This window comes from Paenibacillus sediminis (genome assembly GCF_017873765.1).
Classification (GTDB): domain Bacteria; phylum Bacillota; class Bacilli; order Paenibacillales; family Paenibacillaceae; genus Paenibacillus_AG; species Paenibacillus_AG sediminis.
In genome coordinates, this window is sequence record NZ_JAGGKP010000004.1 from 177,565 (window position 1) to 190,759 (window position 13,195).

General features: G+C 39.3%; 13 protein-coding genes. 4 read left to right on the forward strand and 9 right to left on the reverse strand.

The window, feature by feature from the left end; all coding sequences use genetic code 11:
* The first annotated feature begins 132 nt into the window (after positions 1–132).
* A complete protein-coding gene (locus tag J2Z20_RS10680; RefSeq protein WP_209849387.1) occupies positions 133–678 on the forward strand; it encodes a TetR/AcrR family transcriptional regulator in 546 nt (181 codons plus the stop codon).
* A 160-nt stretch (positions 679–838) separates the two neighbouring features.
* Here J2Z20_RS10680 and J2Z20_RS10685 read toward each other — a convergent pair whose 3' ends face one another.
* The 7 genes from J2Z20_RS10685 to J2Z20_RS10715 form a co-directional block, all read right to left on the reverse strand.
* Positions 839–1,207 carry a nuclear transport factor 2 family protein gene (locus tag J2Z20_RS10685; protein WP_209849390.1) on the reverse strand — a complete coding sequence of 123 codons (369 nt, stop codon included), beginning with the start codon at positions 1,205–1,207 and terminating at the stop codon, positions 839–841.
* A 100-nt stretch (positions 1,208–1,307) separates the two neighbouring features.
* The gene (locus J2Z20_RS10690; protein ID WP_209849393.1) at positions 1,308–2,159 is read right to left on the reverse strand and encodes an aldo/keto reductase; all 852 of its coding nucleotides are present in this window, start codon (positions 2,157–2,159) and stop codon (positions 1,308–1,310) included.
* Between the two features lie 93 nt (positions 2,160–2,252).
* Positions 2,253–3,233 carry an aldo/keto reductase gene (locus J2Z20_RS10695; RefSeq protein ID WP_209849396.1) on the reverse strand — a complete coding sequence of 327 codons (981 nt, stop codon included), beginning with the start codon at positions 3,231–3,233 and terminating at the stop codon, positions 2,253–2,255.
* Between the two features lie 132 nt (positions 3,234–3,365).
* Positions 3,366–4,196 carry an SDR family oxidoreductase gene (locus tag J2Z20_RS10700; protein ID WP_209849400.1) on the reverse strand — a complete coding sequence of 277 codons (831 nt, stop codon included), beginning with the start codon at positions 4,194–4,196 and terminating at the stop codon, positions 3,366–3,368.
* A gap of 197 nt (positions 4,197–4,393) precedes the next feature.
* Positions 4,394–4,780: a MerR family transcriptional regulator gene (locus J2Z20_RS10705; RefSeq protein ID WP_415640036.1), complete on the reverse strand. Its 387-nt coding sequence runs from the start codon at positions 4,778–4,780 to the stop codon at positions 4,394–4,396.
* A 49-nt stretch (positions 4,781–4,829) separates the two neighbouring features.
* Positions 4,830–5,822 (reverse strand): aldo/keto reductase, encoded by a 993-nt coding sequence (locus tag J2Z20_RS10710; protein WP_209849406.1) that lies wholly within the window; start codon positions 5,820–5,822, stop codon positions 4,830–4,832.
* 131 nt (positions 5,823–5,953) lie between these two features.
* Entirely contained in the window at positions 5,954–6,499 is a 546-nt protein-coding gene (locus tag J2Z20_RS10715) for a TetR/AcrR family transcriptional regulator (RefSeq protein ID WP_209849408.1), read from the reverse strand.
* A gap of 186 nt (positions 6,500–6,685) precedes the next feature.
* On the opposite strand from J2Z20_RS10715, the gene J2Z20_RS10720 reads away from it, so the two are divergent.
* From J2Z20_RS10720 to J2Z20_RS10730, 3 genes are all read left to right on the forward strand, one after another.
* Positions 6,686–7,537, forward strand: coding sequence for an aldo/keto reductase (locus J2Z20_RS10720; protein ID WP_209849411.1), 852 nt, complete (start codon positions 6,686–6,688; stop codon positions 7,535–7,537).
* 62 nt (positions 7,538–7,599) lie between these two features.
* Positions 7,600–8,064: a nuclear transport factor 2 family protein gene (locus J2Z20_RS10725; protein WP_209849415.1), complete on the forward strand. Its 465-nt coding sequence runs from the start codon at positions 7,600–7,602 to the stop codon at positions 8,062–8,064.
* 68 nt (positions 8,065–8,132) lie between these two features.
* Entirely contained in the window at positions 8,133–9,350 is a 1,218-nt protein-coding gene (locus J2Z20_RS10730; RefSeq protein WP_209849419.1) for a multidrug effflux MFS transporter, read from the forward strand.
* A gap of 325 nt (positions 9,351–9,675) precedes the next feature.
* On the opposite strand, the gene J2Z20_RS10735 is transcribed toward J2Z20_RS10730, so the two are convergent.
* Positions 9,676–9,858, reverse strand: coding sequence for a hypothetical protein (locus J2Z20_RS10735; protein ID WP_209849421.1), 183 nt, complete (start codon positions 9,856–9,858; stop codon positions 9,676–9,678).
* A gap of 1,621 nt (positions 9,859–11,479) precedes the next feature.
* Entirely contained in the window at positions 11,480–13,165 is a 1,686-nt protein-coding gene (locus tag J2Z20_RS10740; protein WP_209849424.1) for a hypothetical protein, read from the reverse strand.
* Positions 13,166–13,195: the final 30 nt, after the last annotated feature.

Sequence of the window (13,195 nt, forward strand, 5' to 3'; positions counted from 1 at the left end):
GATTGTTTAATCAACTCACGTTTATAATTCTAAGCGGAAAGAAAATACATTCAATGGTCAATATCTTGCGATGTGTTGATTAATCAACAAACCATCATAAATTGCCGATTATCTAAGAAGGGTGAATTTAGAATGACTAAAGTAGATAGAAGGGTACTCAAATCTCAAGAAGCAATAAAGAAAGCAATTGTTGAACTGATGGCTGAAAAAAACTTCGATGACATTACAATCCGGGATATTTCAGACAGGGCGGATGTTAATCGAGGTACAATTTATCTCCACTACATGGATAAATATGACTTACTTGATAAGATTATCGAAGAACACATAAGCAATCTCCGTGATCTTTGCCACTCTGCATCCGAAATGACTTTTAAAGAAGGAAATTATGTCTGGTTCGAATACTTTGCAGACAATCATTTGTTCTTTTCAATAATGTTAAATACTAAAAGTGCAGCTTATTTTCGTAGTCGATTCCTTGATTTAGTTGTCCAAGAGTATAAGGTTGAAGTAGATGTAACCGAAGGAAAAAATCAAGGCTTAAGTGAAGAGGTTATTCTACAATTCTTTGGGGCAGCTGTCGTGGGGGCCGTGGAATGGTGGTTCAAGAATGAAATGCCACTCCCACCTCGGGTTATGGCTGAACAGACAGGGGTCTTGTTGGATAGGAATTTTTGATCGATTTAACTATAACGAGCACTTGCTTAGACCCCTTGCCTTTGTCATCATAAATTTAGCTAGCCTCTGTTTGCTCCATAGGCTGCCGATGTGAGAGGGGCGAGTTCTCTTGCTCCAAGGATTAAAACGTTTGTCATATTCAAAATCAGCCTTTGTTTTATTAATTACTTGTTGCCTTAGCAAGTACCGGATACCATTTCTCTCCGAGTTTCTCAAATTGCATTTTAAGTGTCATACTCCAAGTATTTCTAAAACCATAAATTCTAGCGTCAATTTTTGTATCGCAAATAAGAACAGCTGTTTTACCCGATATCGTGATTTCAGTTTTTTGAGGCATGGTTTTGAAGTATCTCATTTCTTCATTTTCTATTTGTTCAAGCCATTCTTGCTTACATTGTCGATAACCGGTCATGTGAACAAGGATATAGTTATTATCCAAAATGTTCTCTAATACCTCGGTATCTTTATTAACCATCGCATCGTCTATCCGCTGATAAATGGCTAATATTTTTTGTTCATCTTCGTTCATGCATTTCTAAGTAGCCTCCTTCAATGGGGAAATTATGCTACAGGGGTCCATTCTTCCAAAAAATTGCCCCAAGATGATTAATCAAATTGGGGCGGCAGCATTAAATATCAAGTTTACGCGTAGCCATCCATTTCACGATTTCAGGGTCATTATGGGAAAAGAACAGGCTTTTACCGGTGTCTAAAGTGGCTATTTTTCCCATATCCTCTTGGCTTAATTCAAAGTCGAAGATATTGAAGTTTTCAATGATTCTTTCCTTCCGTACCGACTTTGGAATCACAACTACGCCTCGTTGGGTCAACCAACGTAAAACCACTTGGGCAACCGATTTTTGATGCTTTTCAGCTATAGATACTAAAACTTCGTTATGAAAGAGGTCATTTCTTCCTTCAGCAAAAGGTGCCCAAGACTCGATTTGAACATTGTACTCTTTCATCAGTTTTGCACTTTCGATTTGTTGGTTGAAAGGGTGCGTTTCAACCTGATTTACGGCAGGGATAACTTCATTGCGAAGCGTTAAATCAAGCAGACGGTCATCTCTAAAGTTACTCACTCCAATTGCCTTGACCTTTCCTTCGTGGTACAATTCCTGCATAGCTCGCCAAGAACCAAAAACATCACCAAACGGTTGATGAATGAGGTACAAATCCAAATAATCCAATTGCAATTTGTGAAGTGATTTTTCGAATGCTTTCTTTGTGTTCTCATAACCCGTATCCTGAACCCAAAGTTTTGTTGTAATAAATAATTCCTCTCTGGGCACACCACTACGTTTGATGGCTCTGCCGACCGCTTCTTCGTTCATATAAGAGGCAGCAGTATCGATTAGACGATAGCCTGTCATAATGGCATCATAAACAACTTGTTCACATTCATTCGCATCTGGAATCTGATATACACCAAAGCCGATTATCGGCATTTCAATACCATTGTTCAAAATCACTTTTTCCATTTCATATCCTCCCGTTACATTCTTTATTCACAAGCCAACATCGTGCGAAGGAAAGACAATCGCCGCCATTGTGCCCGGCAGCCATTTTGAAGATCAGTTTGCACCAACCACCGGATGTGGTACATACGGTTCTTCTACATACGCAATTTCTTCGGGTGTTAACTTCACTGAAAGCGCACCGACTGCATCTTCAAGGTGAGATAACTTTGTTGCCCCAACAATAGGTGCTGTTACCGGTTGTTTTTGCAACAACCAAGCAAGTGCGATATGTGAGCGGGGGACTCCATGTTTGTTTGCAAGTTCCGCCGCGCGATCCACAATCAATTGATCTGCATTTGCCATTGCATTGTATTTTCTTTTTTGCACTTCATCGGTTTCGGAACGATGTGTTGTTTCCCCGCGATCACGCGTCAACCTTCCTGATGCAAGCGGGCTATATGGAGTTACACCGATTTTTTCTTCCCTACAAAGAGGCAGCATCTCGCGTTCCTCTTCACGATATATGAGGTTTAAATGGTTCTGCATGGATACAAACCGTGTCCACCCATTTTTCTCTGCGACATGAAGTGCCTTTAGGAACTGCCAAGCATACATCGCTGAAGCACCAATGTATCTTGCTTTGCCAGCTTTCACGACATCATGCATGGCTTCCATGGTCTCTTCGATAGGTGTCGTGTAGTCCCAACGATGGATTAGATACAAATCGACGTAGTCGGTTCCGAGTCTCTTGAGGCTTTTATCAATTTCGCTCATGATTGCCTTCCGGGATAGCCCTGCGCCGTTTGGACCTTGATGCATACGCCCCCAAACTTTCGTGGCAAGGACAATTTCATCCCGATTTGCATACTCCTTTAGCGCCCGCCCCACAATTTCCTCACTTGTTCCATCTGAGTATATATTTGCTGTGTCAAAAAAATTAATGCCTAGTTCAAGTGCCCTTTTAATAATCGGGCGGCTCTGTTCTTCGTTGATAACCCATGGGTGTGTCCAGCGCTCTGCTACACCGAAGCCCATACAACCAAGGCAAATTCGAGATACATCTAAACCGGTGTTTCCAAGTTTCGTATACTCCATAATCATTCCACTCCTTTGTTTGATTTGTTGACGGGTCGGACGAATGATCATTTCATTAATCGCGACAATAGTCTGTTACTCAATCGCAAATGCAATAGCACATATTGAAACAGCAGTTCGAGTTTTCTTTCATTATTCTTCAGGTTTAAGTGGTCCGTAAAAATATGAAGCCGTGGCTCCACCGTCAATTAGGAAATCAGACCCGGTGATGAAAGCTCCCTGTGGCATCATCAACAGCTCAGCTACATTTGCAACCTCATCAGCTGTTCCAGGACGACCGACAGGGCATTTTGCAAACATATTCTTGTAGAACTCTCCTCTTGGACCATTGAACTCATCTATAGCCAATGGCGTTACAATAATCCCTGGAGAAATGGAATTGATACGAGCGCCTTTCTCCCCCCAACGTATAGATTCAAACATAACGCGTTTCACATTGCACCGTTTCGCCATTTGATAAGCGTGCAACGTATCCTTGATATTTTCTGGACGAAGGACTTCCAAACTAAGGAGTTCTTCAGTTGGTGTTGTTGCCAGCTGTTCATCAATCTCAATTCCCAATTGATGCATTCTGTGTCCAGATTGACTGGAAATTGTCACACCAACGCCTCTAGGAGCTATGACCTTACCTACTTCCTCTAGCAATACTGCGGTTCCGTACAAATCGACCTTCAGAATCATTTCAATAGGTGCCTGACTAGGGGACACGCCTGCTGCATTGATAAGAGCAGTGATTTCACCATACTTTTGACCTTCTGCAATCAAATTTATAATAGATTCTCTAGATGAAATATCCGTTTCCACAGGCTCTACATCAAATCCGGCTTCTTTCATAATTTTTGTAATAGCCTTAGCATTTTCTAGGTTCTTATCACCAACAATAATTTTCTTACCGAAACCAATCCTTCTAGCTATCGCCATGCCAATCTGTCCAGCACCGGTCCAAAGTATAACTTCTTTCATTGCGTAACCTCCTCACCAAATTCTAGAATTCAAAAAATGAAACGGCAGTGCAGTAACATTCATTCATTCGTAGAATTGTCACGAGCACTTAAGTTTCGTACGAACGTGTTGTGGCATTACGAGCAGGTGCCGTGTAAATCCATCAATAAAAGGTTCCGTTCATTTAGACGGGACCCTTTATGAAGAATATGTCAACATTAATTTCTCTTATGCAACGTTTTCTCTTTCAACACAATCGTCTGTTCATATCGAACAATTTTATCATTAAGTCGTACTAACGTGCTCGTCATTTCCTCGAGTTTGGCCGCTAGCCGGTCTCGTTGCTCGACCAGCAGTTCCTTACGGGTGACGAGCGTGTTGTCTCCCTGTTGAAAAAGAGCCACATATTCGATCAATGCTTCGACAGGAAGCCCTGCGCTCTGCCTCATGCATTTGATAAAATCAACCCACTTGATATCTTCCTCCGAATATTCCCGATTGCCGCTTCTATTTCGGGTAACGGGAGGAATCAATCCGATGCGTTCATAATAACGAAGTGTATCTTGGGAAAGCCCAAATTTTTCGCTCACTTCTGCGATTGTCATCGCCATGCCACCTATCACCTTCTTTCCCGTGTTGGTACAGTTTTCCCGGTCATGAACGTGGTTTCACAGCTCCGACGACAGGGTGTGGCACATACGGTTCCTCAAGTGATGCGATTTCTTCCGGAGTCAACTTAACAGACAGTGCAGGTACCGCTTCTTCGAGCTGGAACAAACTCGTCACTCCAATGATAGGTGATGTTACGATCTCCTTTTGCAACATCCAGGCTAGCGCGATTTGAACGCGGGGAACGCCGCGCAGCGCCGCGATAGCCGCAACCCGTTCTGCGATCGGGCGGTCGGCCGTCATCATCGCATCATACTTCGACTTCTGTGCTTGATCGGTTTCGAATCGAGGAGTCGTTTCTCCTGGATCGCGCAGCAACCTTCCGGATGCCAGCGGGCTATACGGAATTACGCCAATCTTCTCTTCTTTGCAGAGCGGGAGCATCTCCCGTTCCTCTTCGCGGTACTGTAGGTTGTAATGGTTCTGCATCGATACGAACCGGGTCAAGCCGTGTATCTCCGCAACATGCAGAGCTTTGAGGAATTGCCAAGCGAACATCGCGGAAGCACCTATGTATCTCGCTTTTCCTGCCTTCACCACATCATGCAAAGCTTCCATTGTTTCTTCAATTGGCGTATCGTAGTCCCAGCGGTGTATTTGGTACAGATCCACATAATCCGTCCCGAGTCGCTTCAAGCTTTTATCGATTTCACTCAAGATGGCCTTGCGGGAAAGCCCGGCTCCGTTAGGTCCTTGATGCATACGGAAATGAACCTTCGTCGCTATGACGATCTCGTCCCGATTCGCGTAATCCTTCAAAGCCCTGCCTACAATTTCCTCACTCGCGCCCGTCGAATATACGTTGGCTGTATCGAAAAAATTGATGCCGAGATCAAGAGCTTTTTTGATGATAGGACGACTGCGTTCCTCGTCGAGAATCCAGGGATGCGTCCACCGGCTCGCATCGCCAAAACTCATGCAGCCAAGACAAAGCCTAGATACGTCCATCCCGGTATTTCCCAATTTCACGTATTCCATTTCCATCTTTCCTTTCATGATTTTGTGTCCATAGATATGGCGATATTATCCCATATGGAGTTAACTCCAAGTCAAGCATCGATTTCGGAAAAATGCTAACACTGCGAAAGCGTCCATTTTGGTCAATAAATTTATAAGTTTCTTTCCAATAGCACTCCTACTTGTTCTGCCATGACTTGTGGTGGATAAGGCATTCCATTTAGAATCCACCATTCTACTACCCCTACGTAAGCCATTCCGAAAAATTGAACAACTATGTCTTTGTTCAAATTCGAATTTTTACCCTTTGTTATGTCTTTGTCATTTTCGCCTTCTTCGATAAGCGTTTCAAGCAGTCGAGTACGAAAAGAAGGGGCTCCTTTACCCTTTAACATCGTTAAATAAAATGAATAATTACACTGAAAATATTCAAAACATATCTGAGTCCCTTCAATAAAGTCCATTTCTGATGTCGATTTATAAATCTCTTTTAGTTGGTTAAGATGGTTTGTTATTAGTTTATCTAGCAGGTCGAACTTATCGCCGTAATGAACGTAGATGGTCCCCCTGGTAACGTTTGCCCGATCAGCAATGTCCTGAATGGAAATATCATCAAAGTCCTTCTCAGACATCAATTCAATCACAGCCTTAATTATTGCTTCTTTACTTTTGACTATTCGTCGGTCTACTCTCGACATAATTGCATCACCAAATCCCCCTAAAAATTGAACACTTATCTACACAGTTGTTCGTTAACGTGCAGAAGCAATTTAATTGACCATTGCAGCACGCCTATATTTATAATAACATACAGTCGTAAGATAACATACGGTTGTATGATAAAATGGGCATAAGAAATACATACCCATGACAGGGGGTTTTATATGCAAAAAGTAAAGTTAAATAATGGTGTTGAGATGCCGATTATCGGCTTTGGTGTATTTCAAATCAATGATGCAAAAGAATGTGAACAATGTGTATACGATGCTCTTATGGCTGGTTATCGTCTGATTGATACGGCTGCGGCTTATCAAAATGAAGAAGCAGTCGGAAGAGCAATCAAACGCAGTGGTATACCTAGAGAGGAAATATTTATTACTACGAAGCTCTGGATTCAGGATGCCGGTTTTGAAAACACAAAGAAAGCATTTGAAAAATCACTAAATAGATTGCAGTTAGATTATTTGGATTTGTATTTAATTCATCAACCGTATGGTGATGTTTATGGTTCTTGGCGTGCGATGGAGGAATTATATCGTGAGGGTAAAATCAAAGCTATTGGGGTTAGCAATTTCCAAATGGACCGGCTGTTGGATTTGATGATGAATAATAAAGTGGTTCCTGCTGTCAATCAAGTTGAAAATCACCCATTCTTCCAGCAAACAGAAAGTGTTAAATTTATGAAAGAAAATCATGTCCAAATAGAATCTTGGGGACCTTTAGCTGAAGGAAAACTAAACATCTTCCAAAATGAAGTTTTAGTTTCCATTGCTCAAAAGCATAACAAAACAGTTGCACAAGTTGTTTTACGTTGGTTAACACAAAGAGAAGTAGTAGTGATTCCAAAATCTGTTCGTAAAGAAAGAATCGTCGAAAATTTCAATATCTTCGATTTCGAATTAAGCCAAGAAGAGATGGGAAAAATAGCCGAGTTAGATACAAGAAAAAGCTTGTTCCATACTGTTGGTGATCTTGAACGTGTAAAGATGTTAAATAGCAGAAAATTCAACATTTAATAGAAGGATTTTATCTTTAACCTACATCCCCACCTTCCAATTTAACCATCAGGAGGAAAAACATGAACCAAACAAACGATATCGCAGAGAGAATTAACGAATTAGAAAACGTAAGGGCTCTTAGGGAGCTTGTTGATAATTTTTCCATACTTGCGGATAAGAAAGAAGTCTGGAGGCAAACAGAGCTATTTACAAAAGATGCTACAGTGGATTCATATGTAAACGGTGAGTTGACTTCAAGTTTAAAGGGGACGCAAGAAATAGGAACTGCTTTTGAAGCCTTCCTATCAAATTTCGAAATCGTTTATCATATCAATGGTCAACATGTCGTATCGATTAACGGTAATAAAGCGCAAGGGACACTTTATTGCCGGGTAGACCTAATTAATTCAGTGAATGGCAAAAAAATCAATAACACTTCGGCAGTTTCGTATAAAGATGAATATGTCTTCGAAAACGGAAAGTGGTTGATTGCTAAAAGAACATCAACATTTGTGTGGCAAGATAGAAAAGAAATAAACCAGTAGTTAGTTTCATGCCAACAAAAACTTGGAGTGTGTTTTTGTTTAATTAAAATTTCAAAGAGGAGTTATAAATGAGTCACAAAGTTAATAATCATCCTGTAAGATTTGCTCTTTTGTTAGCAGTATTTTGTGCATTGGGACCATTTACTGTTGACATGTATCTTTCATCATTTCCACAAATCATGAAGTTTTTTGAAACAAACGCATCCATGGTTCAAGCAAGTTTGACATCTGCCCTGTTAGGATTAAGCTTAGGTCAAATAATAATTGGTCCCTTAAGCGATGTACATGGCAGACGTAAACCGTTACTATTTTCGATGATATTGTTTTTCATTTCCTCTATCGGTTGTGCTTTTTCTCCAAATGTTGAAGTGTTTATTGCGCTGCGTTTTACACAAGGATTTTCGGCTTCTGCAGGACTTGTTATCGCTCGTGCAATGGTACGTGATGTTTATAATGGGGTTGAATTAACAAAGTTTTTTGCACTTCTTACGACAATAACCAGTGTTACCCCATTAATTTCGCCCCTTTTAGGGAGTTCTATTATATCCTTTACCTCATGGGTTGGTGTTTTTATTCTTACAGGCATAGTAGGAATATACTTAACAATAATGACTATTTGGAGAATGAAGGAAACATTACCTGTAGAGCAGCGTGTTTCAAGTAATTTTAAGGAGTTATTGGAGAACTATAAAAGCTTGCTTCGGAGTGGAACATTTATAGGTTATGGTCTTGCATCTGGCTTTTTATTTGCAGGCTGTTTCGCTTATATTTCAGGAAGTCCTTTTATTTATCAAAAGATTTATGGTATATCTCCTCAAATATTTTCTATATTATTCGCTTTGAATGGAATTAGTTTAATGATAGGAGCTCAGTTAGTAAAACGTCTGGCAGGACGAATTTCTTCACATAATATATTTCTAATTGGTCTGTTATCTTCGTTTATTTTTAGTCTTGCGGTTCTTGTCGTAGTTTTTTCTCACGGACCATTAGCCGCGTTAGTTATTGCGCTATTTTCATCCAATATATCATTAGGGATTGTTGGACCGATTTCTTTTACATTAGCAATAGAGTCACAAGGTCACATTGCTGGAAGTGCTTCCGCACTGTTTGGTATCTTGCCATTTTTATTAGGTTCTGTTGCATCTCCGCTTGTAGGATTGGCTGGTGAATACTCTGCCATACCATTAGGACTGATTATTTTTATCACAAGCTTACTAGCTATTTTGGTCAATGTATTCCTAATTAAGAACGGTAAACCTGCTTCTCTATCTGAAGAAATCAAATAATCCTTCCTTAACGCTCTGATGGCGAATTGCATTATGTCGATAATTAAACAATATATACTCCAGTAAAAGAGGCTCCAACTGATTCGGAGCCTCCTTTGTTTTCCACGCTAAACTACCCGATAGTTTAATAAAAAGGACCATCCCTTCGCCTTCGCTTGGGCTACGTCCTCCGCTAGATATTCCATTTCCAATGAACTTTTAAAGAACGTACGCGAGTAACATGTAATGCTTAAAAAGAAATTATTAGCACTAAGGAAAGACTTTATTTTTCAGTTATTATATATTGCTTTAAGATGAGCCTTATCTTAATTTAAGCACTGAACAATTAAATTGATCTTAAATTTATTTTCACTCGTATAAACTCAATTATTTCGTTCTTGTCATAATCATCAAGCTTTCTAAAAACTTCAATCAGCCTTTTTTCTAATTCATCTTCATATGTCGCTCCATCTTCTGTCCTCAAATTAAAATAACGTTCCCCCGCTCCTCCTCCCCCTTTTCCCCTCAATCGCTTCTCCCTCTAAGGCTCACGCCCCCTTAACCCTTAACTCTACGATCTCTTAAAGAATAATAACGTTCCTGCCTTTCTCCCGCTTTTTCCTCATTTATGTACCAATTTTGCACTGATTTTGAAATAAAAATAATGTTCCAGAGTAGATATAAGGTTTAAGGCAAAGTAGAGGTAAGGTTTTAGGTGTAAGAGATCTCTTTTCCCTTTCTTTTCCTTTACCCTTAATTTCTACTCTGCCTTGTTGTATCTTGCTATTTCACTGTGCCTCGCAATTAAAGTCGTCTCGCCCATGTCACCTTTCCCCATCCACTCTCATCCTTACAGCCACAAGGCTTCTCCGCCTCTTTACACCATATACCAAAAATTACCAATGTAATTATAGTCGTCATAGGGTTCTGGGAAAAACAGGGATTACGACGTGAAAAAACGGGGTCAAAAAAGCAATTAAAGTCGAACTAAGAGCAGGGGGAAAGGCAGGGAAACAGATTCGGGATAGTGCAAAAGATAATCGGAGGAAATGATCGAGAAAAAACAGGAGAAAAACGTTTGAATCCTTTGTACCACAAGGATTTTCTTCTTCTCCCCTCCCAATAAATCCTCTCCCCTGATTTAAGAAAAGAGCCGAGGAAAAACAGGAGTGAATACCTGAATTTCGCTCGGCTCGTCACATGACTTTTTAGTCTTTAACACGACTTTTTAGGCTTTGAGATGACTTTGATTGGTTTTTACAACAATCTGTATGAGAATAAAAAACCCTGTCATTTCCCCCTTCACTCACCCAACACGCCGCCAGCTCAATTAGAACAAGGCTTGAGAGGCATTTTTGAGTACCATATGGTGATAATAATGCTTGTCCTTTTTCATGTGAAAAATCGGGTAAAAGCAGGGTAAATTGTGAACAAAACGAGATAATAATGTTTGTCGTTTTATAGGGTCAAGTTTGAGGCAATGTAGGATGAAATAATCAGGTTGAAGCTTGAGGAGAAGCCCGAACATCCCCTACCCCTCAAGTCTTCAATCTCCTTGCTACGCCTGTATTTTCCTCATTAAATTATTCGCCCAATCCCCTACTATTCCTTCTCTTTCGTCATAATGAAAAAGGATCGGAGATCCATCGGGAAAACCCAACGGATTTCCAATCCTTGGTGAGTTTGAGGACAATGTTTTGCGATTCAAGACAATGTTTTGCTCATTGCCCAAAGTTTTTTATGCTTCAACACAATGATTCATTACAATAAAGTATTGTTCCCATATCCATTGATAACACTGACTTTTTTTGAATGTCTTTTATCTTTTAAATTACAATAAAGTATTGTTCTAACCGGCAATTGATTACCAAATTGTTATATACACAATTACAATAAAGTAATGTTTTCAGGGATGGTGATGTTACTTGCTTTTTTATTGTATGTCCTTTCACCTTTAGGTTCATTCCAACCTTAATCGAAATTCCGCTGCTTTCGGGTAGGATAGAAAATTATCAAGTAGATCGTATTTAGTGGTACTTTAATTTGCACCTTACCAATGATAACTTTGCTTTATTATTCTTTTTCAATATACTCCTTGCAGTTATCACAAAGTCCGTCTGTGGATTGATTTATTATTGAGTCGCACCTTATCATTCACCAACTGGATTTGAATGCCCACAATGTAGACATTTCCCTTGCTCATATTTTTCATCGTTTTCAATTGATAAAAATATTGTAAATTGATGACATGACTCACATGCATATTCAGCCACTTCATCTTCATCGACTTCCGGCATATGTTCTTCTAGAAGCGTTTCAATGTATTCCTTAAGTTCTACTAGTTCTACAACAGAGAGATCATCGATTGTAACGGGCATGTAGTTGGTTTGATCTTCATTGTACTCTGCTTCGCCATTTGTGTAACTAATTCTAAATCTCTTCTGAAGATCAACATCATTATAGATGATGTTGAATTTAACATAGCTACTTGCTCCTTCTGAATCATCAATAAATGGCTCCGACATGACTTTTAAATTATTTTGACCAACTAAATAATCGATACGAAACACTTCAGAATCTTCTGTCAAAAGTGGTTCATTATATGTGATTTCTAGATCAGCTCTGTAATATAACTGTTCTTTTAGCTCATCGAAGATATTAGTGATGTGCTCTTGAAATAATTCAATTATCGAATCGCGTTGGCGAATATTAACTCCAGCTTCTTCCTCAATAAGACTTTTATAATCTAGTTCTCTTTGGAATGACTCAGCCTCATTCATTTGTTCCAGCTCATCGAGAAACTGGGACATTTCAGTTTCAAGATAAGCTGAGAATCTATCTTCAGCCTCAGTGATTATTTTAAATAATTGACTCATGCTGGTTTTAAATTTTTCATATAATTTATTATCAATCAACTTGTTATGTGCAACGTGATTCCTATCAGTATTGAATTCTCCCCATCGACCTTCAAATTGGCGAAAATCACAGGAAAACCAATTTGAAAAATAGTCCTCCCAAAAATCCTTATCGACTTCTAATTGATTAGTCAAGAGTGAAGATAGCTTCGTTTGAAAGTGAGCTACTGCTCCTTCGTTATAAATGATATTATTCATGATATATTGGAACTGCTTTAAGTGTTCCTTCTCTTCTCTACTTAATGCAAGAACCTGCCTTGCGTCAGTAAACGGGTCCTCCAATTCGATTGAATGACCTCGAAATATGTTTTCTTCTTTGACTTTATAAGTTTTGAATCCCAAGATTTTGACTAAATCCCCTGTATCAATTGACATTAAGTTTGTATGAATATTTTCAAAGCTCGGCGCCCGCCGTTTGTATGGATCATTCCTTTGATTATATTTTTTAGTGAGATCAATAGGCATATACGTTTCCCACCAATCACCACCTAAGTTAAAGAATAATACAGTATTAATTAGCCGCCTCAACGAGTTTTCAACCGAGTGAATATCTTTATACAGACTGTCAGCAAATGCTTCTGATTGACGATCCTCTAGCCAAACACACTGTTCCCAGTCCGTTATCACTAAATCTTTTAGCTTTATTTTTAAATCATGCAGGTCTAGATCAAGTTCATTCTTTTTTACCATTGAAATATCAATTTTTAGTTGGAATGTGCCGTGAGTCATTATGTATGTAAATTGTATTATGTATTCTTTTTTGTTAATTTCCATGCTTGCTTTTCTAGTGCGGTCTTTGTTTAAATAAAACTCAAAATCTGAAGTAATAAAATCACTTTTAACCTTTTCCATTAGATCATTTGTATATTCAGTAAAATTAAAACTCTTGTGTTTGCTGTTGATCATTACAAATCTAATCACGCCCTCGCACTCCTTATGATGTTTTATTGA

Coding starts and splice junctions, on each gene's coding strand:
- J2Z20_RS10680 (WP_209849387.1), top strand. CDS start 133: ATGACTAAAGTAGATAGAAGGGTACTCAAATCTCAAGAAGCAATAAAG.
- J2Z20_RS10685 (WP_209849390.1), bottom strand. CDS start 1,207: ATGAACGAAGATGAACAAAAAATATTAGCCATTTATCAGCGGATAGAC.
- J2Z20_RS10690 (WP_209849393.1), bottom strand. CDS start 2,159: ATGGAAAAAGTGATTTTGAACAATGGTATTGAAATGCCGATAATCGGC.
- J2Z20_RS10695 (WP_209849396.1), bottom strand. CDS start 3,233: ATGGAGTATACGAAACTTGGAAACACCGGTTTAGATGTATCTCGAATT.
- J2Z20_RS10700 (WP_209849400.1), bottom strand. CDS start 4,196: ATGAAAGAAGTTATACTTTGGACCGGTGCTGGACAGATTGGCATGGCG.
- J2Z20_RS10705 (WP_415640036.1), bottom strand. CDS start 4,780: ATGACAATCGCAGAAGTGAGCGAAAAATTTGGGCTTTCCCAAGATACA.
- J2Z20_RS10710 (WP_209849406.1), bottom strand. CDS start 5,822: ATGGAATACGTGAAATTGGGAAATACCGGGATGGACGTATCTAGGCTT.
- J2Z20_RS10715 (WP_209849408.1), bottom strand. CDS start 6,499: ATGTCGAGAGTAGACCGACGAATAGTCAAAAGTAAAGAAGCAATAATT.
- J2Z20_RS10720 (WP_209849411.1), top strand. CDS start 6,686: ATGCAAAAAGTAAAGTTAAATAATGGTGTTGAGATGCCGATTATCGGC.
- J2Z20_RS10725 (WP_209849415.1), top strand. CDS start 7,600: ATGAACCAAACAAACGATATCGCAGAGAGAATTAACGAATTAGAAAAC.
- J2Z20_RS10730 (WP_209849419.1), top strand. CDS start 8,133: ATGAGTCACAAAGTTAATAATCATCCTGTAAGATTTGCTCTTTTGTTA.